General features: G+C 51.7%; 19 protein-coding genes. 8 read left to right on the forward strand and 11 right to left on the reverse strand.

Annotated elements, in window-relative coordinates:
* Positions 1-6: 6 nt before the first annotated feature.
* Positions 7-2,424: a PAS domain-containing hybrid sensor histidine kinase/response regulator gene (locus tag Q4G98_RS09750; protein WP_298565903.1), complete on the reverse strand. Its 2,418-nt coding sequence runs from the start codon at positions 2,422-2,424 to the stop codon at positions 7-9.
* Positions 2,425-2,456: 32 nt separating this feature from the next.
* On the reverse strand, positions 2,457-3,125 hold the full coding sequence (locus tag Q4G98_RS09755) for a TetR family transcriptional regulator (RefSeq protein ID WP_293661717.1): 669 nt from the start codon (positions 3,123-3,125) through the stop codon (positions 2,457-2,459).
* Between the two features lie 273 nt (positions 3,126-3,398).
* Here Q4G98_RS09755 and Q4G98_RS09760 point away from each other — a divergent pair, with 273 nt between their 5' ends.
* The 6 genes from Q4G98_RS09760 (at position 3,399) to Q4G98_RS09785 (ending at position 10,893) form a co-directional block, all read left to right on the forward strand.
* Complete coding sequence (locus Q4G98_RS09760; protein WP_021719091.1) at positions 3,399-3,581, forward strand: 4Fe-4S binding protein; 183 nt, start codon at positions 3,399-3,401, stop codon at positions 3,579-3,581.
* A gap of 18 nt (positions 3,582-3,599) precedes the next feature.
* Positions 3,600-4,736 carry a 2-oxoacid:acceptor oxidoreductase subunit alpha gene (locus Q4G98_RS09765; RefSeq protein ID WP_293545539.1) on the forward strand — a complete coding sequence of 379 codons (1,137 nt, stop codon included), beginning with the start codon at positions 3,600-3,602 and terminating at the stop codon, positions 4,734-4,736.
* Between the two features lie 26 nt (positions 4,737-4,762).
* Positions 4,763-5,584, forward strand: a complete 822-nt coding sequence (locus Q4G98_RS09770; protein WP_177560095.1) for a thiamine pyrophosphate-dependent enzyme — start codon at positions 4,763-4,765, stop codon at positions 5,582-5,584.
* Positions 5,585-5,586: 2 nt separating this feature from the next.
* Entirely contained in the window at positions 5,587-6,114 is a 528-nt protein-coding gene (locus Q4G98_RS09775) for a 2-oxoacid:acceptor oxidoreductase family protein (RefSeq protein ID WP_298565895.1), read from the forward strand.
* Positions 6,115-6,222: 108 nt separating this feature from the next.
* The gene (locus Q4G98_RS09780; protein ID WP_298565891.1) at positions 6,223-6,828 is read left to right on the forward strand and encodes a pentapeptide repeat-containing protein; all 606 of its coding nucleotides are present in this window, start codon (positions 6,223-6,225) and stop codon (positions 6,826-6,828) included.
* 204 nt (positions 6,829-7,032) lie between these two features.
* Positions 7,033-10,893, forward strand: a complete 3,861-nt coding sequence (locus Q4G98_RS09785; RefSeq protein ID WP_298565888.1) for a PAS domain-containing protein — start codon at positions 7,033-7,035, stop codon at positions 10,891-10,893.
* Positions 10,894-11,031: 138 nt separating this feature from the next.
* Here the strand turns inward: Q4G98_RS09785 and Q4G98_RS09790 are convergent, their stop codons facing one another.
* The 6 genes from Q4G98_RS09790 to trmB all read right to left on the reverse strand — a co-directional run bounded on the left by Q4G98_RS09790 (position 11,032) and on the right by trmB (position 17,986).
* On the reverse strand, positions 11,032-11,463 hold the full coding sequence (locus Q4G98_RS09790) for a VanZ family protein (RefSeq protein ID WP_298565884.1): 432 nt from the start codon (positions 11,461-11,463) through the stop codon (positions 11,032-11,034).
* 18 nt (positions 11,464-11,481) lie between these two features.
* Positions 11,482-12,312: a bifunctional 5,10-methylenetetrahydrofolate dehydrogenase/5,10-methenyltetrahydrofolate cyclohydrolase gene (locus tag Q4G98_RS09795; protein WP_293661706.1), complete on the reverse strand. Its 831-nt coding sequence runs from the start codon at positions 12,310-12,312 to the stop codon at positions 11,482-11,484.
* Between the two features lie 14 nt (positions 12,313-12,326).
* The gene (locus tag Q4G98_RS09800) at positions 12,327-13,997 is read right to left on the reverse strand and encodes a formate--tetrahydrofolate ligase (protein WP_177560012.1); all 1,671 of its coding nucleotides are present in this window, start codon (positions 13,995-13,997) and stop codon (positions 12,327-12,329) included.
* Between the two features lie 112 nt (positions 13,998-14,109).
* Entirely contained in the window at positions 14,110-16,128 is a 2,019-nt protein-coding gene (locus Q4G98_RS09805) for a penicillin-binding protein (RefSeq protein ID WP_298565879.1), read from the reverse strand.
* On the reverse strand, positions 16,128-17,336 hold the full coding sequence (locus tag Q4G98_RS09810) for an FtsW/RodA/SpoVE family cell cycle protein (protein WP_298565877.1): 1,209 nt from the start codon (positions 17,334-17,336) through the stop codon (positions 16,128-16,130). The genes Q4G98_RS09805 and Q4G98_RS09810 overlap by 1 nt, the downstream gene beginning before the upstream one ends.
* Before the next feature lie 11 nt (positions 17,337-17,347).
* Positions 17,348-17,986, reverse strand: coding sequence for a tRNA (guanosine(46)-N7)-methyltransferase TrmB (trmB, locus tag Q4G98_RS09815; protein ID WP_293718822.1), 639 nt, complete (start codon positions 17,984-17,986; stop codon positions 17,348-17,350).
* Between the two features lie 431 nt (positions 17,987-18,417).
* Between trmB and Q4G98_RS09820 the strand changes: the two genes are divergently transcribed.
* A complete protein-coding gene (locus tag Q4G98_RS09820; protein WP_293661698.1) occupies positions 18,418-20,313 on the forward strand; it encodes a TonB-dependent siderophore receptor in 1,896 nt (631 codons plus the stop codon).
* 76 nt (positions 20,314-20,389) lie between these two features.
* Here Q4G98_RS09820 and Q4G98_RS09825 read toward each other — a convergent pair whose 3' ends face one another.
* The 3 genes from Q4G98_RS09825 to Q4G98_RS09835 are packed head-to-tail and all read right to left on the reverse strand — an operon-like array spanning position 20,390 to position 23,938.
* The gene (locus tag Q4G98_RS09825) at positions 20,390-22,279 is read right to left on the reverse strand and encodes a sigma-54-dependent Fis family transcriptional regulator (protein ID WP_177560026.1); all 1,890 of its coding nucleotides are present in this window, start codon (positions 22,277-22,279) and stop codon (positions 20,390-20,392) included.
* Between the two features lie 52 nt (positions 22,280-22,331).
* Positions 22,332-23,018, reverse strand: coding sequence for a C40 family peptidase (locus Q4G98_RS09830; protein ID WP_177560028.1), 687 nt, complete (start codon positions 23,016-23,018; stop codon positions 22,332-22,334).
* Between the two features lie 20 nt (positions 23,019-23,038).
* On the reverse strand, positions 23,039-23,938 hold the full coding sequence (locus tag Q4G98_RS09835) for a radical SAM protein (RefSeq protein WP_298565869.1): 900 nt from the start codon (positions 23,936-23,938) through the stop codon (positions 23,039-23,041).
* Between the two features lie 555 nt (positions 23,939-24,493).
* Between Q4G98_RS09835 and rsxC the strand changes: the two genes are divergently transcribed.
* Positions 24,494-25,855: an electron transport complex subunit RsxC gene (rsxC, locus tag Q4G98_RS09840; protein ID WP_298565866.1), complete on the forward strand. Its 1,362-nt coding sequence runs from the start codon at positions 24,494-24,496 to the stop codon at positions 25,853-25,855.
* Positions 25,856-25,871: the final 16 nt, after the last annotated feature.

The following is a 25,871-nucleotide window of genomic DNA, read 5'->3' on the forward strand; positions in this document are numbered from 1 at the left end:
GCATCATCACAGCCATTGTCCCAGAACTTCCTGCAGTCGTTCGATACTGATCGGCTTGCTGAGATGCTCGTTCATGCCCGCATTGAGGGCCATCTTGATATCCGACGAAAAAGCGTCGGCCGTCATCGCCACGATAGGTATCTGCCGGGCATCTTCACGCTCCAGCCTGCGAATGGCCCTGGTCGCCTCGTAGCCGTTCAGCACCGGCATCCGCACATCCATCAGGATCATTTCGTAATATCCCGGCAGCGACGCGGCAAACATTTCTACCGCCCGCTGGCCATTCTCGGCCCCTTCACAGACCACGCCCAGACTTTGCAGAAATTCCAGTGCGATCTCCATATTCAGGTCGTTATCTTCAACGATCAGGACCCTGCGGCCCGTAAAATCGCTCCTGCCCAACGGCCTGGCCGCAGCGGCAGGTTTTCTTTCATCATCGCTCAGCCAGCGCAGAGGCAGCGTCAAAGTGAATCTGGCCCCGCCTTCCGGCCTGTTGGCCGCTTCGATCGTGCCCGCCATCAGATTCGTCAGGTTTTTACAGATCGCCAGTCCCAGGCCTGTACCTTCAATTTTACTGGTGCGGCTGTCTTCGCCGCGCTCAAACATATCAAAAATTTTCGGCAGCAGCTCCTCCGATAACCCCCGCCCATTGTCGCTGACAGTAAATACATACTGCGACCGCTGCGGTATCATCGACGGCAGCTCCTGCAAAGTTAAAATGATCTCGCCGCCTTCCGGGGTATACTTGACCGCATTGCCCAAAATATTCAGCAGGATCTGCCTGATATGCGTGCCGTCAGCCAAAACCTCTGGATGGAACAGTTCTGCCTGCTCCAGCTGCAGCTGCTGCCATTTCTTTCCCACCATCGGGCGAATGATAGTGAGTACATCCTCCAGCAGCTGCGGCAGGCTCAGTTCATCATCTGTTAAAATCACCTTGCCGCTTTCGATCTTCGACATACTCAGAATACTGTTGATCAGCTCCAGCAAATGGGCCGAACTCCTGCCTATTTTATCAAGGCAGTCCAGCGTTTTAGCTTTATTATCGATATTCTGTCTGGCAATAGTCGTCATCCCGATAATGGCATTCATCGGCGTGCGGATGTCGTGGCTCATCTGCGACAGGAAAGCGCTTTTGGCTTCGTTGGCAGTATGTGCCGCCACTAACGCGTCCTTCAGTTCCTGCTGCTGCTCCATCTCACGGCGGCGTTCCTCGTCAATAAAGCATGCCACCAGGACCGCCTGCTGTTTTTTCGAGCCGCTGTAATCCGGCAGATAGGACACCATCAGGCTGATCCATTTATAGCCCCCGCCGTTTTTACGGCGCAGTTCCATTTCCAGCTTATCGCCATTTTTCGTCAAGACCCGGCGCAGTTCCCGCAGATCGAAACGCTGCCTGAATTTGTGCCAGTCCTCACGGGGAAGGACATCTCTGGTATAGGCCAAAAATTCTTCGCAGGTGCCGTGATACGGATAATCTACGCATTTCTGCCCGGTCAGTTCCACAAAATTATAAGTGCCAGCATCCAGGTCAAAATGGACTACGGCATAATAAATATCACCCAATACATAGTTGATCTCATAATTCAGGCTTTCGACCAGCTGCTTTTCCTGCTGCATCCGTTTCCAGGCATCGATATCGCGCATCGTGCCCACGACCCGCACCGGCTCTCCCTGCCCATAAACGGTCGTTGCCTGCACCAGATACCACCTGGTATCCAGCTGCTTATCAATGTAGCGGCGCATCCTGATCTCCAGGGCTTCTCCGCTGCGCTCGCCGCTCAGCAGGCTCAGCCACGCCGCCCGTTCAGCTGGATCGACCAGATTTTCCCTGACCGCCACAGACAGATAGTCGGGAATATAGCTGCGCTGTGTCTTTTCCAAAGAATTTTCAGCCGATATACTGCTCCAGGAATACATCACTTTTGACCTGATGTCATATTCAAAGAGCAGGTCGATACTGCTTTCCATTGCTACCCGGTAGCGTTCCTTTTCTTCGTACAGCTGCCGCTCCATATCCCTGCGCTTCGTGACATCGCGCATAAAACAGCCACAGTAACCGTACACCGGCTGATAACAGTCTACCGAAAGGTATTTTCCTAATTTGGCACTGTAATCCTCAATATTCTGGGTCATTCCCTCCAGCGCCGTTTTCTTATAAACATTGAACCATCTTTCATCATTATCGTTCCAAACATCTCTGAAAGACATTCCCAGCAGGTAATTTTTGCCGTCGATGTCTAAAAAAGAAGCGCAGGCGCTGTTGGCATACACAAAAATAAAATCCTGCGGCTGACCGCTGGCGTCAGCCTCCACCCGCAGCACGTACACTGGCAGCGGCAGCTTGTCGAACTGCAGCATCATGCCCCGCTGCATGGCGGCAAAATCCCTGTTGAATTGTTCTAATAAAAGCTTCTTTTCCAAGCTTTCTCACCCTTCCGCAGCCAAATCCAATGTTATCTTACAGCATGACCATACAAAAACCTGTCGACGATCAGGTCTGCCAGTTCAGCGTCGGTAAATTCCTGATCACCCACATAATGCAGCACCGACATCGCCACCCCGCCGAACAGGTGGTGCGCCGTGACCGTCGGCTGTCCGTATTTCATAAAGCCCTGTTCCATACTTTCACTGATAATGGCGACCAGGCACTGTACCTGGTCCCTGATCAGGTTCCGATAACGTAAGATCCGGTTATATTCTTCTTCTGACAGGGTATCGCCATACAGCGAACTCATTTCCCAGGACCCGTCATTCAGGATCACCGGATGGAAGCCGCGCTGATTGCCGCTCACCTCGTACCAGAGGATCCTGTACAGATCTTTATTTTCCCGCAGGAACGTCAGCAGTTCCAGCATATAGCGCCTGATCTTTTCCTTAGTGTCTGCCTGCGACTCCACGATCTTCTGCAGCGCCTGCATGAACGGTTCGATCTTACCGGCGACCAGCGTATAAAACAGGTTATCCTTATTGCCGAAATATTTATAGACCGTGCCCTTACCGGTATCAGCAAGCGCAATGATCTCGTCCAGTGTCGCCTGCACATAACCGCGGCGGCTGAAAACGTCCTCTGCAGCCAGCAGTATCCTCTGATCTTTGGGTAAGGCCTTGTCTATTTCGCGCATAAATCAAACTTCCTTTCAGTAAATATTTCTATTTTCCCAATTATTATATATATTATAAGTTTTTTAGACGAACTTTACAAATTTATCTTACCAAACTTCGCTTTAGTCCATTAAAAAATCAGTTAATTTATTTTTTCACACTTTTGGGGGTTTATATCCCCGGAGCTTTCCTATATAATAGAGTTGAAATCACAGAAAACTATTATTTATTTTTTCTAATCATTTTGCTTCCGCCAGCGGCGGATAGTTTAAAGAAAGAAGGAGGTCGCGATTATGAGTCTTAAGGTCCATACCAACCGCTGCAAAGGCTGCGGCATCTGCGTAGCATTTTGCCCCAAACAGGTTTTGGCGATCAGTGAGATCGAAAAAGTAGAGGTGGTCGCCGAGGACAAATGCATCCAATGCGGCCAGTGCGAAACACGCTGCCCTGACTTTGCAATTTTTGTAGAAAAGTAAAACGGAGGAGTTGAAATCATGTCCAAGATCCTTTTGTTACAAGGCAACCAGGCAGTGGTCGAAGGCGCCATCGCTGCCGGTGTAAAATTTTTCGGCGGCTATCCGATCACGCCGTCTACCGAAGTAGCCGAATCCCTGGCTGAACGTCTGCCCCTCGTCGGCGGCAAATTCATCCAGATGGAAGATGAGATCGCTTCCATGGGCGCTGTCATCGGCGCGTCTTTGACCGGCAAAAAAGTTATGACCGCCACCAGCGGCCCCGGCTTTTCTTTAAAACAGGAGCTGATCGGTTATGCCTGCATGGCCGAGATCCCTCTGGTCATCGTCAACGTGCAGCGCGTAGGCCCGTCTACCGGCCAGCCTACCTCGCCTTCCCAGGGCGACCTGATGCAGGCCCGCTGGGGCACCCACGGCGACCACTGGCTCATTGCCCTGACCCCGGCCAGCGTGCCCGAATGCTTTGAACTGACGCTGCGCGCTTACGCCCTCAGCGAAAAATATCGTGTGCCCGTTATCCTGCTGATGGACGAAGTCATCGGCCATATGCGCGAAAAAATCGAACTGCCCGACGACTACAGCGAGATCCCGCAGGCCGAACGCAAACAGCCTGACTGCAAACCGGAAGACTTTAAAGCTTATGCTACCGACGACAGCCTGGTTCCGGCCATGCCCGCTTTCGGCAGCGGCTACCGCTGGCACGTTACCGGCCTGGTCCATGACGAGACCGGCTTCCCGAAGGGTACCCCAGCAGCTACCCTGGCCGCTACCAACCGTCAGCACGACAAGCTTTACAACAATCTGGACGACATCGTCCAGGTCGAAAACTATAAAATGGAAGACGCGGAATATGCCGTGATCGCTTTCGGCGGCGGCGCCCGTACCGCTTACGAAGCTGTCGATATGGCACGCAAAGAAGGCCTCAAGGTCGGCCTGATGCGCCCGATCACCATCTGGCCGCTGGCTGATAAACAGATCAGGGAACTGGCCTCCAGGGTCAAAGGCATTTTGGTGCACGAGCTGAACTATGGCCAGTACGTACTGGAAGTAGAACGCGTCGTCGCCGGGAAGGTCCCCGTTGCGCTGTACGCCAAATACGACAACGAACCGGCCACCCCCGCCCAGCTTTTAGCTGAGATCAAAAAGGCTATGGCCTGAGAAGGAGAGGAGATTAGATTATGAACATGGAAGCAATGATCGATAAATATTTCCGTCCGGGCCGCCTGCCTCATATCTGGTGCCCCGGCTGCGGCAACGGCGTCGTTACCGGCACTATTGTAAAGGCAGTTGCCAAGCTGGACCTTGATAAAGACAACGTAGCCGTTATTTCCGGCATCGGCTGCAGCAGCCGTGCCTCCGGTTATTTAGATTTCAACACCGTCCATTCGGCACATGGACGCGCTTTGCCGGTAGCAACCGGCGTCAAGCTGGCTGACCCCAGCCTGACTGTGATCGTCGTTACCGGCGACGGCGACGCCACCGCTATCGGCGGCAACCACCTGATCCACGCTGCCCGCCGCAACATCGACATGACGGTAGTGCTGTACAACAACAGCATCTACGGCATGACCGGCGGCCAGTATTCGCCTTTGACGCCGCACGGCTCCAAGGCAACTACCGCTCCTTATGCAACGATCGAGCAGGACTTCAACGTAGCCGAGCTGGTAAAAGCAGCCGGCGCGACCTTCGTCGCCCGCGGCACTACTTTCCATGCCCAGATCCTCGTTGACCTGATCGCCAAAGGCATCGAGCATAAAGGCTTCAGCCTCATCGAAGCAGTAACGGCCTGCCCCATCTCCTTTGGACGCCAGAACAAAATGGGCGGTCCGGCCGACATGATGAAATGGCAGCGCGACCATGCAGTACCGCTGGCAGCCTGGGAGAAAATGACCGACGAACAAAAAGAGGGCAAATTCCCCATCGGCGTACTCTATCAGGCCGAAGGCAGACAAGAATACACAGCCGCCTACGACGAGCTGATCGCCAGAGCGCAGGGAGGTAAATAATCATGAAACAGGAATTACGTTTATCCGGCACCGGCGGTCAGGGCCTGATCCTGGCCGGCATCATTCTGGCTGAAGCAGCGCTTTTAGACGGCAAACTGGCGATCCAGTCCCAGTCCTATGGCCCGGAAGCCCGCGGCGGCGCATCTAAAGCCGAGGTCATCATCTCCGACGAAGCGATCCACTTCCCGAAGGTCACCGACCCGAACCTGCTGCTCGCTATGAGCCAGGAAGCGGCTACCAAATACTCGCACGATCTGACAGCTGACAGCATCATCGTTACCGACAGTCTGTTCGTCAGCGAAGTGCCCGACTTCGGCGGCAAAGTCTACGAGCTGCCGATCACCCACAGCGCTAAAGAAGTGCTGGGCAAAGCGCTTTTTGCCAACATCATCGCCCTGGGCGCGCTGGTCAGACTGACCGGCATCGTCAGCGAGGAATCGCTGGTCAAAGCCGTTTTGAACCGTGTACCGAAAGGCACTGAAGAAAAAAATAAACAGGCCCTGCAGGTCGGCATGGATCTAATTAAATAAACTGCTGTGATCCCCGGCATTATCGCTGATATGCCGGGGATTTTTGCGCGCTGTGGTTCCTTATGTGCTCTAGCAGTAATCTACACATCAACATTACGAGGTAAAAACATGTTAACCCAACAACTTATTGCATCTCGCAGCGAAGACGACGGCCAGATCGCCGATATGTCTTTCAATGACGAAACCCTGAATAACGAAGACCTCAGTAAAATCATTTTTCACAACGTCCAGTTCAGCAAATGCCGCTTTACACGCTGTGATTTCTCACAATCACGCTTTTTATCAGTCACTATAAAAAACTGTGATTTTTCCAACTGTAATTTCAGTGAAAGCTTTTGGAAACAAGTCACTATCACTGACAGCCGCGGCAACGGCGCCGATTTCTCGCAAAGCTGCTGCAAGGAATTGACCTTGCGTGACAGTTCCTTTGCTTATGCCAATTTCTCCAAATCACAATGGGAAAACTCTGCCGTCAGCAACTGCTCTTTCAAAGAATCCTTCTGGGCCGAAGTACGCCTGAAAAAACTTACTTTGGCAGCTTCTGTTTTCAGCGGCGCCGATTTCTTTAAAACACCGCTCAAAGACCTTGATTTTTCAGACTGCAAAATCGACGGTATTACTGTTTCGGAAACCTTCAAAGAACTGCGGGGCATGCAGATCAATTTACTGCAGGCCGCTGACATTGCCAGACTACTGGGTATCAAGATAGTTTAAATTCCCGGCAGGCTTGATTTTGATTTTCACCCAAGCAACACTAAAAAACCGGATTACTGCTGCAAAAAATAACAGCGATCCGGTTTTTATATTTTTATTAATTAATATTTTCAGCTTTTTATTTTTATATTTTTTAAAAAATGCTATAATTTTAATATCAAAGATCATTTATTGTCATTCTTGCATCAAAGGGGAGGTTCTGCCATGGAACGCTTTGACACAAAAATAAACGCCCAGGATATCATTAACGCTATTCCCGGCGGCGTCGCAATTTATAAAGTCTCCGATATCTTCGAAACGGTTTATTACTCTGACGGCGTTCCCGAGCTTTCGGGTTATGACCGTGCAGAATACGAACAGCTCATCAAACAGGATGCAGCCAACCTCACCTATCATGAAGATACCGAGATGGTCGTCGGCAAGATCCGTGCAGCGCTGGCTGCTAATACCGCTGTCAGTTTCGATTTCCGCAAACAGCACCGTGACGGCCATATCGTCTGGGTCAATGTCTATGCCAAAAAAATCGGCGATGACGGCGGTTATCCCCTGCTGCAATGTGTGTTCCACAATATCTCCGCCTTCAAACAGTCTCAGGAAGAGCTGGCCCACGTTATCAATTCTATCCCCGGCGGTATCGCCGCCTATGATTTTACTGATCCGCAGAACCCGCAGCGCCTGCTTTGTTCCGACGGCGTCGCCAGACTTTTCGGCTGCAGTGATGCTGCCGATCTGCAGCGCTATGCCCCCAATCCCTGGAGCATGGTCTTTAAAGACGATTATCACCGGGTTTACAATGCTTTCCAGCATATGTTCACCAGTAGTGAAACGATCGATCTTTCTTACAGGATCAACAGCAAAAAGCAGACGCTTGAATGGATACGTTTAAACGGCAAAGCCATCAACGGCATTTTTTACGCTGTTTTTACCGGTATGTCCGAAGAAGCCAAGCTTTTTCAGCAGATCAGCAACGAAGCGGCCCAGGGCATCTATGTTATTGACAAAACGAACTACGACCTGCTGTACTACAACGAAAATACAGAGCTCTTTTTGGCAGGTAAAAGTAATCTCTGGGGTGAGAAGTGTTACACAGCCCTGCACGATCAGCAGCAGCCCTGCGACTTTTGCCCCCTGACCGACAGCAAAAACATCGGCACACCGCAGGAGCTCACCTTCCCCAACGGCAAAAGCTATGAGCTCCGCGCTAAAGAGCTCGTCTGGAACGGTATGCCCGCCTATACCCTTTTCGTCAACGATATCACTGATAAAATATCAGCCTCGCGCAAAGCCGACCAGCTGGAGCAATTTTATCAGACGCTTGTCCATAACCTGCCGGGAGGCATCGCCATGCTGCATTTCGATCCTGCAGCCAGAAGGATGATCCCCGAATATCTTTCCGACGGCTTTGCCGCTATGACCGGCATGTCGTTGGACGAAGCCTATGCGCTTTATCAAAACGACGCTTTAGCAGGCGTTCATCCCGATGACGTAGACTATTGCCTGACCAGACTGTGCAGCCATCTTAACAAACATCTGGATACCTGCGAAAGCATTTACAGGCTGCGCAAAAAAGACGGCGGCTATATCTGGGTCAAAAACAATTCTTCGCTTATTATCCGCCAGAACGGATCACCTCTCGTTTACGCCGTGTACAGCGATATTACCAAAGAAATAGAATCTCAAAGCAAACTGCGGCAAAAATATAATGATATTTTACTGCGCCAGCAAAATTATCCGCTCTCGAACGAGATCCTCAGCGGTTACTGTGATATAACAGCCAACAGGATCCTGCGCATTTACGATAAAACAGGTATCGATCCACTGCAAAAATTCGGTTTTGAGCGGCAGGCCTTTTTCAAAGGGCTGTCTTCACTGATCGAAGACGCGCAGGAACAGCAGCTTTTCCTCAGTAAATTTCTCAATGCGCCGCTGCTGGAAAAATTTGCTCAGGGCATCACCCGGCAGGAAGTAGAATGTTTTATCCGCATGCCGCAGGATAACAGCGGCCGTTACCTGAAATGCGTCATCAATATGATCGAATCGCCGGATAACGGTCATACCATCGGCGTCCTTTCCATCCTGGATATGACGCAGTCCCGGATCAACGAGCAGGTATCCATGCACCTGGCGCACGCCCACTATGATTTTATTGCTGCCTGCGACTTCAGCAATGACAGCTACCAGCTGTTTTTCACCAACGGCAAAGCCAGCCTGCTGCCGCCTGACCAGGGCAGCTACAGCAAAAATATCGTCGCTTTCCTGCAGGAATTCACTGTTCCCAAGGACCGGGAATTCTGTCTGCAAATGTTTGATCCTGTCAATATGCAGCGGCGTCTGCAGCAGGAAAATTCTTATTCCTTCCATTATTCACTGCAGGATGAGCAGGGACATATCTATACTAAAAATATGATCGTCTTTCTGATCGATCAGCGTTTAAACAAGGTCGGCATGGCCCGGGCCGATATTACCGACTATGTACGGGAGCAGCGGGCCCTGCTCAATACGCTGGCCTATACCTTTGAACAGCTCAGCATCATCAATCTGCTGACCAGAGATTTCACGATGTACACCCGCAGATCGGTACTGCAGAACCTGTCGCCTTATAAATGCTCAGATTTTAACAAAGCGCTGCAAAAGCTTGCTGCTCCATATGTTAAAGCAGCAGCTGACGAAAGTGTGGCGGCGTCATTCTCGCTGCCTGTTATCCTCAGCAGACTGGCCGAAAAACCGCAGGGATATGAATTGACGCTGCCTTACCTTGCCAATAACGGCAGTGAAAAACACAAACAGATCAACGTCCTCTGGGGTGATGAAGGCCACCATACGATCTGCCTGGTCCGCTGTGATGTTACGGATATCATCAGTGCCGAGAAAAATTCCCGGTCCGTGCTGCAAAACGCGCTGGATCTGGCCCAGGAAGCCAACCGTGCCAAAACCGATTTTCTCTCGGCCATGAGCCACGACATCCGCACCCCTATGAATGCCATCATCGGCATGACAGATCTGGCGCTGGGCAATCTTGACAACCGTCAGCAGCTTTGCGAATATCTGGAAATCATCAAAACCTCATCGTCACATCTGCTGACGCTCATCAATGACATCCTCGACATGAGCCGTATCGAAAAAGGCCAGCTGGAATCAGCGCAGGCCCCGTTCAACCTGTCCGTAGAAATAGACAGGTTCTGCAGCCGTTACCAGCTGTTGATGGATAAAAACGGTCTTAACTTCCTGCATGATACCGATCTGCTGCACTGTAACTGTCTCGGCGACACCTCCCAGCTGCAGCGGATCTGGGACAATCTTGTCAGCAATGCCTGCAAATTCACACCGCCGGGCGGCACAGTCACCTTCAGCGTCCGCGAACTGCCGCCTACCAGCGACCGGATCGGCTGGTATCAGTTTGCGATCAGCGATACCGGGATCGGCATCGACAGCGCCAGCCTGCCGCAGCTGTTTGAACCCTTCTACCGCAGCAGCGACGTTGTCAGCAGGCATATCGAAGGTTCCGGCCTGGGACTGGCCATCGTCAAGAATATCGTCGACTACAAAGGCGGTACGATCTCCGTTGCCAGCCAGCACGGCGAGGGAACTACCTTTACCGTCACGCTGCCGCTGCATTTTGATACTGCTGCCGCCGTCACGGTAGAAAAAACGGCCCAGCTCCCCGGCAGCGCCGACTTTGACTTTACAGGCAAATCTTTTCTGCTGGTAGAAGATCATCCGATCAATCAAAAAGTAGCAGAACTGATCCTGGAAAAAACAGGAGCAGCTGTTACCATTGCTGAAAATGGCGCGCAGGGCGTAGAACTCTTTAATGCTTCCGCGCCGGGCAGCTTCGACGCGATCCTGATGGACATTCAGATGCCGGTCATGAACGGTTACGAAGCAGCCAAAGCTATCCGCTGCAGCCAGCATCCACAGGCAGCAACGGTCCCAGTCATTGCCATGACTGCCAACGCTTTTGCCGAAGACATCAAAAACGCGCTGGCCGCCGGTATGAATGCGCACGTTGCCAAACCGATCGACCCGCAGAAGCTGTACGAAACGCTGGCAGCGTATCTGCGCTGAACTGAATACCCAAAAATACAACGCCCGCTGTGAAGTAAATTTCACAGCGGGTTGTTTTGGGGCTTGAAACTAATAAAGATCTAAAAAAATGAAAAAAACACTGTTACGCAAAACGTAACAGTGTTTTTTTATAACCTGCTAACGCTTGGCCCAGCTCCACACCTCACGTGTCAGCCAGATAAAGAAGACGCCGGAAAAATCCAGGATCACATCCGTCACCAAAGCGCTGCGTCCCGGCGCGTGCAGCTGGATGTATTCGTCGGTCACGGCTACCGCCAGTCCCAAAAACAGAATATAGCCGGTCGCCGTCCGGTGGATGACGCCAAAGGCGGCATAAACATTGCAGAGGATCACTCCCAGCAGGGCAAACTCCAAAAAGTGCGCCAGCTTGCGGATGTTATGATCCAAATTCTGCTGCGGCACATCGATGCCGAACCATTTGCCCATACCGGTCAGGATCGAGCCGACCAGTTCGCTGGCCCGGTGCGATTCAGCCGCCGGCATGGAAGAATTATAGAAAATAAACGCTACAAAAACGACCAGTAAAAGCAGCCATACAAATCTTTTCACGGTCTTACTTACCTCGCCTTATAAATTTCTGCTGAGCATGTCCATGACCATCATATTGCTGACGACGCCGATACCGCCGGGCACAGGCGTGAACGCGCCGGCTTTAGCGCAGGCAGCAGGATCTACGTCGCCGACCAGTCCGCCTTCGACAGCATTGATGCCTACATCGACGATCACGACACCTTTTTTGACCATTTCCGGTTTAATGAAAGCAGGCACGCCCACAGCCGCCACGATCACATCGGCAGTTTTTAAAATACCGGCCAGATCCTTCGTCTTCGAATGGCAGACAGTTACTGTAGCATGCTCCTGCAGAAGCAGCAGCGCTACCGGCTTGCCCACTACATTGCTGCGGCCGACAACGACGACGTTCTTACCTTTGAGTTCGATCCCGTAATGGGCCAGCGTAGCCATACAGGCCCGCGGCGTACACGGAGCCCAGCGGCTGCGTCCCAAAAAGACTTCGCCGACGCTCTTGGGATTGAGACAGTCCACATCTTTGCTCGTGGTAATGATCGCACCAACAGCATCGCCGTCGATATGCTTCGGCATCGGCATCATCGGCAGGATACCTGTAACATAGCGGTTATGGTTGAGTCTTTTGATCATGGCAATGACCTCATCCTGGGTCGCTGTTTCCGGCAGCTCCAGCACCTTGGCCTCACCGCCCAGACTTTCGACCAGCTTGACCAGCCGGTCCTTATAAACATGCGAAGCCGGGTCATCGCCGACTACAATGATCGCCAGCGTCACCTTGACGCCTTTGGCCCTGGCGGCCGCGATCTTGGCTGAAATAATTTCTCTGTAAGCATCGGCAACGGGTTTGCCCTTCATCAACAAAGTTTTCATCGCTGCAACTCTCCTTAAAACAAGCCGCTGATGACGCCGTCATCGCTGACATCGATTTTCTCTGCTGCCGGCACCTTTGGCAGTCCCGGCATCGTCATGATATCGCCGGTCAGCACGACTACAAAGCCTGCGCCGGCAGAGATCCTGCAATTTTTGATCGTCATGGTGAAACCGCTGGGACGCCCGAGCAAGGTCGGATCATCCGAGAACGAATACTGGGTCTTAGCCATACAGATCGGCAGGTTACCATAGCCCAGACTTTCAAAATCCTTCAAAGCCGTCTCTGCTTCTTTGGCATAAACTACATCGCCGGCGCCATAGATCTCGCGCGCCACAGCAGCGATCTTTTCTTTCAGCGGCAGCTCGGAAGCATAGATCGGGGCAAAGTCTGCCTTGCCGCTTTCGGCCAGCGCCACGACTTCCTGCGCCAGCTCGACGCCGCCGGCGCCGCCTTTGGCAAAGACATCGGACAAGGCCACATTGACGCCATGTGCGGCGCAGTGAGCGCGTACAGCTTCCAGCTCCTCCGGCGTATCCTGCGCAAAAATATTGATGGCTACCACTAAAGGCAGGCCGAATTTTTTGATGTTTTCGATATGTTTTTCCAGATTGACGATGCCTTTTTTCACAGCTTCCACATTCGGCACAGTCAATTCTGTCTTCGGCACGCCGCCGTGCATCTTCAGGGCGCGTACAGTTGCGACCAGCACTACTGCGTCCGGTTTCAGGCCGGCATAACGGCATTTGATGTCAAAGAATTTTTCCGCACCCAGATCAGCGCCGAAGCCTGCTTCCGTGATCGTGTAGTCCGCCAGCTTCATCGCCGTTTTGGTAGCCATGACGCTGTTGCAGCCGTGGGCGATATTGGCAAAGGGGCCGCCGTGGATGATCGCCGGCACGTTTTCCAGCGTCTGCACCAGATTCGGTTTCACCGCATCCTTCAACAGGGCCGCCATCGCGCCGTGGGCTTTGATCTGCCCGGCGGTGACAGGCTTACCGTTATAGTCATAAGCAACGATGATCCTGCTCAAACGTTCTTTCAAATCATGCAGACTGCTGGCCAGGCACAAAATAGCCATGACTTCGGAAGCAACGGTAATGTCAAAACCGTCCTGACGCGGTACGCCATGCGCTTTACCGCCCAGTCCGACCACGATATTGCGCAGCTCACGGTCATTCATATCGACAACGCGTTTCCAGACGATCCGGCGCGGGTCGATATTGAGAGCGTTGCCCTGCTGCACATGGTTATCGACCATGGCGGACAACAGCATATGCGCGGAAGTGATCGCATGAAAATCGCCGGTAAAATGCAGGTTGATGTCTTCCATCGGCACGACCTGGGAATAACCGCCGCCGGCAGCGCCGCCCTTGACGCCCATGCAGGGACCCAGTGAAGGCTCGCGCAGCGCCACGATAACGCTTTTATCGATCTTGGCCAGTCCCTGGGCCAGACCTACGGTGGTAGTCGACTTGCCCTCGCCTGCCGGCGTAGGCGTGATAGCCGTTACCAGAACCAGCTTGCCTGCCGGTTTGTCTTCCAGCCGGCGGATCAGGTCCATAGATAATTTGGCCTTGTAACGGCCATACATTTCAATGTCTTCCTCGCCGATACCAAGCTTGGCGGCGACCTCCGTGATCGGCAGCATTTTGGCCTGCTGAGCAATTTCAATATCAGATAACATAAATAAACGCCCTCCTCTTCACTTATACATGTGAACCATCTTGTATATCTTCTGTGCCGACAGCTTTTTTCCTGCTGCCCTGACAGCATCCTTATGTATACATACACTGTTTTTATTCAAACCAGATCTCCAGCTTCGTTCCTTCGGCGACCACTGTCCCCGGCGGCTGCGACTGCCTGCGGGCCCTGCCGCTGCCATGCGGCACCAGCACCAGACGTCCCTGCTGGATCAGCTCGGCCGTCTGCCGCATATCCAGGCCGCTGAAATCCGGCACTTTGATCTTACCGTCAGCCATGATCTCCATCTGCGGCATTTTTTCAGGCGCCGGAACATTAGAGATCACCGCGCCCGGTTTGGCATGCTGCTCAAAAGACGGCAGTCCCTCGCTGCTGCTGGGCTGGATGCCCTTGGCCACAAGGATCTGCTGCAGCGTATCGCGGAAGACCGGTGCCGAAACCTGCGAACCGTAAAAAGCGCCCTGCGGCGTATCCAGCATAATCAGCATCGCATACTGCGGCTTATCGGCAGGTACAAAGCCTACGAAGGAAGCAATATATTTACCGGCCGCATAGCCGCCTGTTTCGGCCAGCTTTTCAGCTGTACCTGTCTTGCCGGCGATGCGGTAGCCCTTGATACTGGCGGCTTTACCGCCGCCGCTGGCTACTACCTGCTCCATCATGCCGCGCATCTGGTTGGCAACTTCCTCACTCATCACCCGGCGTACAACTTTTTTCTGGCCCTGACGCAGGACCCGTCCGTCCGGCATCACGATCTTATCGATGATATACGGCTGCAAAAGCTCGCCGCCGTTAGCGATAGCGCAGATCGCGCGCAGCATCTGCAGCGGCGTTACGGCAATGCCCTGACCGATCGACATGGTCGCGATATCCGGCTGATACATCTGCTCAGGGTCGTAGAGGATGCCTTCTTCTTCACCCGGCAGCTCTACTCCGGTCACACTGCCGAAACCGAATTTTTTGCTGTAATCGATCATGCGCTGCGCGCCCAGCTGCATACCCAGCTGCACCATGCCTGTATTAATCGAAAATTTAATAACGTCCTGAAACGGGACCAGTCCCATGCCTTCGCCGTCCCAGTTGCGGATCGTCCGGTCGGCGATCCTGATACTGCCTGTATCGTTGATCATCGTCGTCGGTGTAATGATCTTTTCCGTCAGTCCCATCACGCCTACGATCGGTTTAAAAACCGAACCCGGTTCGTAAATAGTCGAGATCGCACGGTTAGTCCAGCTGGTCGCCGGGAATTTATAAAAAGTATTCGGGTCAAAGCTGGGCCTGTTGGCCATACCCAGGATCGCGCCCGTATTCGGGTCCATCAGAATGACTGCCGCACTGGCGGCTTTGGTATCCTTCATCGCTTTATCCAGCGCGTCCTCCAGCACAAACTGGATCTTGCTGTCCAAAGTCAGATAGACGGAAGCCATCTTCTGCGGCCTGGCTTTATTGAAACCGCTGTCGCCCATGGGGCGTCCCAGCGCGTCGACGACCTCCTGCTGCTGCGTTTCCGCACCCTTTACGACCGAATCCAGCGCCAGCTCGATCCCGCTGAGGCCGTTATCGTCCGTACCGACGAAACCAAGTACCTGGGCCGCCATTGATTTTTTTGTATAATAACGTTTGCTTTCTTCTAAAAAATGCAGCCCCGGCAGCTTGTTCTCCCGAATGATCCGTTCTACCTCTGCCGCATCCTTCGGCTCCATTGTCCGTTTGAGCCAGATAAAGCGGGCTTCAGTGGTAAAATCGGCATACAATTCGTCCGCCTTCATCTGCAGGACGCCGGCCAGCAGATCAGCCGCCAGACGCTTGACGTCCCGCTCCGGCTTTTCGCCTTTTTTCGTCGGGTTGTCCTGCATCTCGACCGGGTCGACATACAAAGACTTGGACATGATGCTGACTGCCAGCTCTTCGCCGTTGCAGTCCAAAATAGCCCCGCGGGGCGAATATTTGGTGACCTTGCCCGTGACCTGATTAGCCGCACGCTTGGCCAGCTCCTCGTTTTGGATCACCTGCAGCCAGATCAGCCGCAGAAATACCGTTCCAAAGCCCATAAAGATCAGCAGGCCGATAATAGCAAAACGTTTTTTACCGTTTTGCAGCGAAAACTTTTTCATCAGCGCTGCCACCTCCCCACACCGGGCGAAACGACACGCATCTGCGTCCGGCGGGTATCAGGCGACAGCCGCTCCAGCTTCTCGCGTTTACACTCGTCACGGTACACAGAAAGGACCAGCCCGATCGAGGCCAGCGTGATCAGCATCGAAGTACCGCCATAGCTGATAAAGGACAGCGGCACGCCGATGACCGGCAGCAGCCCGCAGACCATCGCCATATTGGCTACGGCCTGGCCCACGATCAGCAGGCTGACGCCCGAAACCAGGATAAAGCCCTGTTCATCTTTAGTATGCATGGCAATGCGGAAAAAGGCCGCCGCCAGCAGTAAAAACACCGTGATCAGGATCGCCGCGCCCAACAGGCCCCATTCCTGACAAAAAATAGCAAAAGCAAAATCCGTATGCGCTTCCGGCAGATAAAAAAACTTGCCGCTGCCCTGTCCCCACGGCAAGCCGGTCAAACCGCCGCTGCCGATCGACATCAACGACTGCACCATCTGATAACCCGTATTGGCCTCGTCGCTCCACGGGTCCAGCCACACCTTGATCCGCTGCAGACGGTAAGGAGCCATGATCGCCCCCGCCACTGCTACCGCGCCCAAAATGCCCAGCAGGCCAAATACCTCCCGCAGATGCAGGCCGGCCAGGATGTATAACCCCACCATCAGCGCCACGATAATAGCGGCCGTGCCCATATCCGGCTGTTTCAAAACCAGAATGCCGTAGATCACTGTACCTACGAAAGGCCAGACGGTATCCTTATTCAGCAGGCTGATCGGCTGACGTTTACGCAGCATTTCACCCAGCAGGGCCGCGCCCAGCAGGATCACAGCGATCTTCGCCAGCTCTGACGGCTGGATTGAAATACCGCCTACATACAACCAGCGCTGCGCGCCTTTATTCGTCGTACCGATCAAGTCTACCAAAAGCAGCAGACTGCCAACGCCGAAATAAACTGCCTTCAGCCAGAAGTCATTGAGCCAGGTCTTGTACGAAGGCGCACGAAAACCCAGCCACAGCATCAGCACCAGTCCGGCCGCGCCAAAAATCAGATAACGCTTCAAATAATAATAGCCGTCCTCAAACATATCGCGCGCTTCGACAAAGCTGGCGCTGAACACATTGATACAGCCCACGAGCATCAGCAGCAAAGTCAGGCTGATGATCGCATCCTTGGGATTATCCCAGATCAAAAATCTTTTCTGCATAACAGCCTCTCTTAAAATACCACTTCACAAAAATTTATCGGTGTTCCCAACGCGCTGAATTTCTGTTCATATTCCGTCTGCACCTCGTTCTCATACTCCGAATGATGCAGATCATAGCTCAAGGCAATGATTTCCAGCCCGAATTCCTTAAACTCTTCCACTGAAAAATCGAACAGCGACCTGTTGTCAGTTTTAAAACGCAGATGTCCGCCCCGGCCTAAAAGCCGCTGGTATTTAGCCAGAAAATTACGGTGCGTCAGTCTGCGTTTGGCATGACGCGCCTTCGGCCACGGGTCGCTGAAATTCAAATACAGCTCTTTGATCTCGCCCGGCTCAAACCAGTCCTCCAGATGCTCTGCATTCGCACAGATGACTTTAATATTATCCAGTTTCTGTTCTTTGGCCGTTTTACCGGGATAATAGGCGATATCGTGCTGCGTTTCCACGCCGATGAAAGCCTTTTCCGGGTGCAGCCCGGCCATGCCAATAATAAAACGGCCCTTGCCGCAGCCGATCTCCAAACATAAACGCTTGCCGGGAAACAGCTCCTGCCAGCGTCCTTTATACTTTTCCAAATCATGCATCAAAACATATTCGTCTTTTAACTCCTGCATTGCTTCTTCGATCCATGGTTTTTTTCTTAATCTCATACTGACCCGCCTTTGTAAAATCTAAATACAAATCCAATTTATATTATATAACAAAGTGGCGTTCTAATCATCATTTTTATAAAAAATTACGAGTTTGTTAAGAACCGGCAACGATCAAATTCACGCTCTGCTTTTTTATACCCTGCCCTCTTAAAAATTTGCCGCCATGATCGCACAATCAGTACAGCTTCTGACTGTGCAGTTAAAAAAAGTCGCCGCAGAAATCTCACCCGCTTCTGCTTTAAGCCTGGTGCTGCAAAAATGCCTGCTGCTCAGCTTTCTGCCGGCCGATTTTTAAGCAAATAAAAAATAATTATGCAAAAGTATATTGACAAATTTGTGAAATGTGATATAAATATAAACTATAGTTAGCTATGGCTAACTTAAATATTAGATTAGTTACATGTAGCTAAGGATGAGGGAGTGAAACCATGCAGCATTTTGCTAAAAAGAGCAGTTTATTGATTGCCCTTTGTATTTTAAGTTCTATCAACAGCAGCGGCAATGCAGCCGCCGCAGACGATCTGCATCAGTATAATCTGGACGAGTATGTCGTTACCGCCACCAGGACAGAGCTGACACAGAAAGAAAATCCACGCAGCGTCGAAGTCATTACCCAGGAAGATATAAAAAACACCGGCGCGATCAGCGTCCGGGACGCCTTAAGGCTGGCCACTAATATCGACGTGATCAGCGCCAGCCACGGCAGCGGTGAAAACATCAGCATACGAGGTGGTAACACCAACGACGTTTTGATTTTAGTCAACGGCCGCCGGGTCGCGAACGAAAGTTATTTTATTTCCTTATCGACCAATGCTTTTGCCTTAGACCGCCTTAATTTAAGCAATGTCGAACGCATAGAGATCTTGCGCGGACAAGCCAGCGCTATTTATGGCTCCGGCTCCATGTCGGGCGTTATCAACATTATCACTAAAAAATCAGAAAAACCTAAAGCTTCCGCAGGCATCTCTACCGGCACACGGGAAATGAGCAATTATTATCATTTCGATACCGGCAAAAGCGGCAAGTTCAGCGCCAGCTTCGACGCCAATTTCAGTAAACTGCGCAATATCGACGATAAGGCAGGGAAAAAACTTTTTAACGGTCCCAAGCAGGCCTATAATTTGAATATTGATTATGAAATGGACGAAAATAACAGCCTGAATTTACTGGTAGACTATGATAAAGAAAATCTGGAAAGCATTTCCTACAACTTTACGGCCCGGCCACCGCGCGAAGCCCTGATACCGTTCAAATCAGAACGTAAAACCGTCGGTATGACTTACACCGGAAAAAACGCTAACAGCAACTACAGCTTAGCAGCTTTTTACAGCCAGCTGAGCCGAGACGCAGGTTCTGTCGACAACGCTGCTACAGATGAAAAAAAATATAAATCCTGGAATATCGAAGCGCGCGATACCGTCAAGACTGCCGAAAATAACAAACTCACCTTCGGCGCCGAATATCGTGGTGACAAAGCTACGCTTTACGGCGGCAACAATATGAAAAATTCCAACCAGTATTCTATATATGTACAGGATGAATACCGTGCCGGCAGCAAATTACTACTGACTCCCGCCGTACGTTTCGACCACCATGATTCATTCGGCAACCATACTTCCGCCAATCTGGGCGCAACTTATTTTATTAACGACAAAGCGCGCTTCAAAGCTAATTACGGTTCTTCGTATCGCGCGCCTTCTGTTGACGAACTGTATGGTTCCTTTAACCACGGCGGCATCTTTGCCTATCCGTTGCTGGGAAATCCCGATTTGAAACCCGAAAAAGTCCACGGCTGGGAAATTTCTTACGAGCAGGAATTCGGTGATACAACTTCCGCTAAACTGACCTATTTTGATAATAAAAAAGATGACGCTATTGATTATAAATTTACAGATTCTACCAATACTTACCGTAAGTTTTATAATATCGACAGTACTTCCTCGAAAGGCATCGAATTTGAAGTCAAACATGACCTGGGCAACGGCTTTACCGTAGCCGGCAACTACAACTGGCTGAACGCAGTCGATGATTCGGACGGTTCCCGCATCCAATACAGCGCCCGCAACACCTACACTGCGAAACTGATGTGGACAGAGCCCGTACAAAAAGAATGGAACGTCACTGCCTGGAACAAATGGTATACCGACTTCCAATACAGCAGTACCGCGATCTACAGCGTCAACACCTTCAACTTTACCGTCAGTAAACGCTGGGGCGAAAAATACCGTGTCTTTGCCGGCATCGACAACGTCTTTAACAAAGACTTGTCTGACATGGGCTTCTACGGACGTATGTGGCGTCTGGGCGCAGAAATGAAATTTTAAATCCAGGCCTGAAACTTATAAAATTTAAAACCAGACAGAAAAAAGCAGAGTGCCAGACACTCTGCTTTTATTTTCTTTATTCTTCTTTCATTCCTTTCGGGCCCAGTCCGTATTTTTTCAGATAACGGTACAGGGTCACGCGGCTGACGTCAAGCATACCGGCCAGCTTGCTGATATTGCCGCCGGCGGATTTCCAGGCCGCGATAAAAGCGTCTTTATCATACTTCCAGGATTTTTCCAGCGTCCGGTCACCGGGCAGCTTGATATTCTCGGATTCGATGATCGCTCCGGGAGTATGGAAGAAAGCCTGCTCGATCACGCCCTGCAGCTGCTTGATATTGCCGGGCCAGCTGCAGCTGGTCAAAAGATTCAGCGCCTCCGGCGACAGACGTTTCGGCGGCAGGTTATGCTGCGCCGACATCTCGGCCAGAATATGGGAAGCGATGACTTCAATATCCTTGACGCGCTCACGCAGAGGCGGAACACGCATCGTCGTATCCAGGACCAGCTCGTACAGGGCTTTGGAGAACAAGCCCTTGTCCGACAGACGTTTTAAATTGGAATCACAGGCCGCGATCACACGCACGTTCAATTTCTTGCGCACACCGGTCTCACGGTTCACCAAACCATTTTTCAAAGCATCGGCCAGCTTGTCGCCCATTTCCACAGGCAGCTTTTCTACTTCGTCCAGGAACAGCGTGCCGCCCAGGGCCAGCTCCAGTTTACCGGCCATCGGCTGACGGTCGCCGTCGACACTGCCGAAAAATTCTTCTTCCAGAGCCTCCAACGGCGCACTCGAACATTTTACAACGATCAGCGGTGCCGCAGCGCGCGGGCTGGCCTGATGGATACCATGGGCCAAACGCTGCTTGCCGGTGCCGGGTTCACCCTGCAGCAGGATATTATTATCGCTGCGGGCGATCCGCGAAGCCTTATGCTGCAAAGCCAGGAACTCGCTGGTTTCGCCGACCATGCTGTACAGGCTGTAACGGGAGCTGTAGCCTGTAGCGTGGGCGATCGTAGTTTTCAGATCTTCGATCGACATCGACATGACCAGCGCGCTTTCGACCTCACTGCCCACTTTGATCGGCATGACCGTTGTGATATCTTCATAAGTACGGTCCTGCGTGATCCAGGTGATCTCACGGCGGTGCGTCGGTACGCCCTGCAAAGCTTTTTTAATGGGGATATGTTCATAATTCAGGAAAACGTCTTCCAGCTTCTGCTTGCCGTCCAGACGCTTCTGCGCATTATTATTGCAGTATTTCAGCTGCTCATCCTGACCGATCCAGTACACGGCTACCGGCAGCTCGTTCATCATCAGCTGATAAATGCTCCAGTATTCCAGCATGGAAAGATGCTGTTCGATCGAATATTTCATCGTCAAAAGCAGCGACAGCAAGAGGTCATAAGGCAGATCGTTCTGATCCAGCGAGAAGAAGGAAATAATATAGCGGATCTTGCCGTTGACAGAGATCGGGGCGCTGCAGGCATCGCCGGAATGGCTGTCTTTGATCCACATTTCCGGGCCGAACATCAAAAAGGGCACATTATGCTCACGCGCGATACTGATGCTGGAAGTACCCACATCCTCTTCCAGCACGCGCATACCCTGAATATCCTCGATCACTCTCTGGAAAAAGGGCAGGGCATAATTTTTGATCACATAACCGTCTTCGTCGATCAGCAGCATGCTCAGGTTATGGATATTGAAATGCTGTTTGCTTTGTTCATACAAACCGTCGACGTATTTTACGATAAACTCATGGGTCCTCTGGTGTTCAACGATCTCTTCGCGGCTCAGTTTATTCAGCTTGGGCATCGTTTCATGGGGCAGCTTCATCGCCCGGCAGCGCTGCCAGGATTCGGCCACCCAGGGATGGACGTTTGGATCGATGACGCCGTCTTCCATAAACTTACGATAATAGGAAGCCAGTTTTTCCTTGTTGCGTTTTTCACGGATCATTATAAGACCCCTCCTCAATTTCATCAAATATCATCAGGAACCTATTGGAACATTACACTTCGCCGTTATCGACAAGAATACGGCGCGCCCCGTAATAACGGGACTTCCAGTAAGTATTGTCCAGCGAATCGAGCACTACGCCGCGCGAGGTCGACGCATTCCAGAACATGCCCTTGCCGGCATAAATGCCTACATGGGACGCTCCCGGCTCATAGGTCGAGAAAAAGACCAGATCGCCTTCCTTGAGCTGGTTTTTCAGCACAAAAACACCCTTTAAGACCTGCACATCGGCAGTACGCGGCAGCTGTGCCTTGTGCTTACCGAAAACATACTGTACATAGGCCGAGCAGTCAAAGCCTTTCGGCGTTGTGCCGCCGAATTTATAAGGAGTACCTTTATATTTAGAAGCCGTTTTCACGACGTCTTTGCCCTTGACATTGGTAATGCCTTCTTTTTTAAAGGCTTCCCAGGTCACCTTTTTATAGGTCTTGTCATCCAGACGGCCGTTAGCCTTCAGCTTATACTTTTTCTGAAAATCCTTCAGGCTTGCGGCAGTCGCTTTAGTGAACTTGCCATCGGTACGGTCGGGCGCGTACCCCAGCGTTTTCAGCTTCTGCTGGGTGACCATGATCTTCCAGTCCTTGTCGCCCTCTTTAAAGGTTTTGGCCAAAGCTGCCGCTGGCAGCAGACAGATTATCAGCACAAAGGTCAGCAATGCGGTCATTTTCCTCATTACCATCGATCCCCTTCCTTGCACACTCAATATCTTGTATTGTTATAAACGTCCCATTCCTTAACTTTAGCTAATTCACCGGCACTCCAGGCGATCTCGCCCAGCAGCCGTTCCTTGTCCTTCGGCAGGGTGCCTGCCAGCTGAACATAATTGGAAACATGGTTGCTGCGGAAAATACACGGATGATCCTCCGGCAGCTCAACAGCAGCTAAAATGCTGTACAGCTCTTCCATCAGTCCCTGCGGGGACAGCGGCTCAAATTCGCCGCGTTCAAACTGGTCCAGCAGCTCGCTGCCGCGGTACAGCATCAGGCACAAAGCGCTCAGCATCGTCGGCTTGATGGCATTGATCGCTTTGGCAGTCTCCGCCGCATGCCGCTTGCTGCCGGGTTTGCCGGCCAGCCCCAGAATGATCATCATCGACAGCTTCATGCCTGCCGCTACGACCTTCTGCCCTGCTTCAACAGCTTCGGCGCCGCTGACGCCCTTGTTTACCGCCTGCAAAGTCGCGTCGTCACCTGTTTCCATACCGTAATACAGCAGTTTCAGGCCTGCTTCACGCAGTTCGACTAATTCCTCATGCGATTTACGCAGGATATCCTTTGGTGCGGAATAAGCCGCTACCCTTTGCAGCTTCGGAAAAGTTTTGTATAACGCGTCTAAAATTTTTAACAGACGCGGCGTCGACAGTACCAAAGCGTCACCGTCGGCTAAAAACACTCTGCGGACCGAATTTCTGCCGTGTGCGGCAGCCGCCTCGATCTGTCTGTCGATCTCTTCCTCAGTCAGCACCTGAAACGGCACGCCCCGGTACATATTGCAGTAGGTGCATTTGTTATGGGCGCAGCCGCGGGTCACGCGCAGAATAAAACTGCGGGCTTCACTGGGCGGACGAAAGACAGGAGTGTCATAAGAGTCAAAAAACATGTATACCTCCCGGTATCCTAAATTGTACCGGCAGTATCAAAAATACTCAACTTGATAGCTGCCAGGATTACAGTAAAGCGATTTTAAGTGTTCAATAAGCAACTTATAATACACTTTACGATACCTATTATAACTTATTTTACAGTATTTCGCAGTATTTTTTCGTGAATTTTTTGGAAAACTATGGCTAAAGTGTAAAATAAATCTGCTTTTTTTGTTAAATTTATAGCAACTTTCCAACCAATCAACAGCAAAAATGCTCTTTTCCACTACACTTTATATATTTTGCAGACAATCGTTTTTCTTTACGCAACAGTTACAGTCGCAGCAGACTTCTTCACCGCTCTATTATCAACTTTCTACATAATACTATCCCCAATAATCTTCTTCACGTTCTGAAGTTTTTCGTTTTATTACATTCTTTACTATTTTTCTGACGGCCGGTAACATTACCGGAAAATGTTGCTGAAACGATTGCTATTTCTGTGGTTACGCCTTATAATATATGTTAAATCTTTATTAGTATACACTATTTGCTTTAAGCGAGGTGACAACATGTTTTCCCGTCTGCATACTTTTATGGGCGGCACCCATATCGATGCCGCTAAAAATTTAACTGCGGAGCTGCCGATCGAGGCGATCCCCGCACCCGAGAAAGTCGTGCTGCCGCTCTCGATGCATATCGGAGCCCCTGCCAAGCCGTTAGTACAGCCGGGAGATAAGGTCTGTCTGGGCCAAAAGATCGCCGAAGCCCAGGGCGCTGTCAGCAGCAATATCCACGCCAGCGCCAGCGGCATCGTCACCGGCACTGAACGGCGCTTTCTGCCTAACGGCACCGTAGCGACCTGCATCGTCATCAAAAACGACGGTCAGGACACGCTCGATCCCACGATCAGCCCCCGTGAAAGCGGGCTGGTATTGCCGCCTGATGAGATCCGGCAGCTTCTGGCAGACAAGGGCATCGTCGGCATGGGCGGCGCCACCTTTCCGACTCATGTCAAATACGCACCGCAAAACAGCGGCCGCATCATTGATACAGTCATCCTCAACGGTATTGAATGTGAGCCCTTTATCACTGCCGACTACCGGGTCCTGATCGAAAACGCCGCCGAAGTCATCCGCGGCCTGAAATATTTTCTGAAAGCCTCTTTAGCCAATAAAGGCATCATCGCTATCGAAGCTAATAAGCCCCGTGCTGTCGAGCTGTTGCAGCAGCTTACTGCGGACGAACCTAACATCAGCGTCGTCGTCTGTCCTGAAAAATATCCGCAGGGCAGCGAGCGGCATCTGATCTACGCCGTTACCGGCCGCGTCGTGCCCGAAAGGGCCCTGCCCTCGGCTGTGGGCGTGATCGTCGATAACGTCGCTACCGCCATGCAGGCGGCGCAGGCCGTCAAGGACGACCTGCCCTGTTATGAACGCATCGTCACGGTCAGCGGCAACACCGTCCGTAAACCCGGTAATTACCGTGTCCGCATCGGCACACTTTACAGCCACCTTGTCGAACAGGGCGCCCTGGGCTTAAAAAACGACCCGGCCCGCATCATTTCCGGCGGACCGATGATGGGCTTTTCACTGCATTCTCTCGACTTTCCGGTGCTGAAAGGCACCGGCGGGCTGCTGATTTTCGACCACCAGTCCAAGCTGGCCCAGCTGCCGCCGGAAAATCCCTGCGTCCGCTGTGGCAAATGCGTCGATACCTGTCCCATGTTTCTGGAGCCGACCCAGCTTTTCAAGGCCGTCAAACGCCGCGACTGGCCGGCAGCTTTGGCCGGTCACGTCGGCGCCTGCATCGAATGCGGCTCCTGCGCCTATAACTGCCCGGCCCATATCCCTCTGGTACAGTATATCCGCATGGGCAAACAGTTCATCATGACTGACGGCTTCGGCGGTCATAATCCCTACTATAAAAAATAAGTATCTTACGTACTCA

The organism is uncultured Phascolarctobacterium sp. (genome assembly GCF_958349595.1).
Classification (GTDB): domain Bacteria; phylum Bacillota; class Negativicutes; order Acidaminococcales; family Acidaminococcaceae; genus Phascolarctobacterium.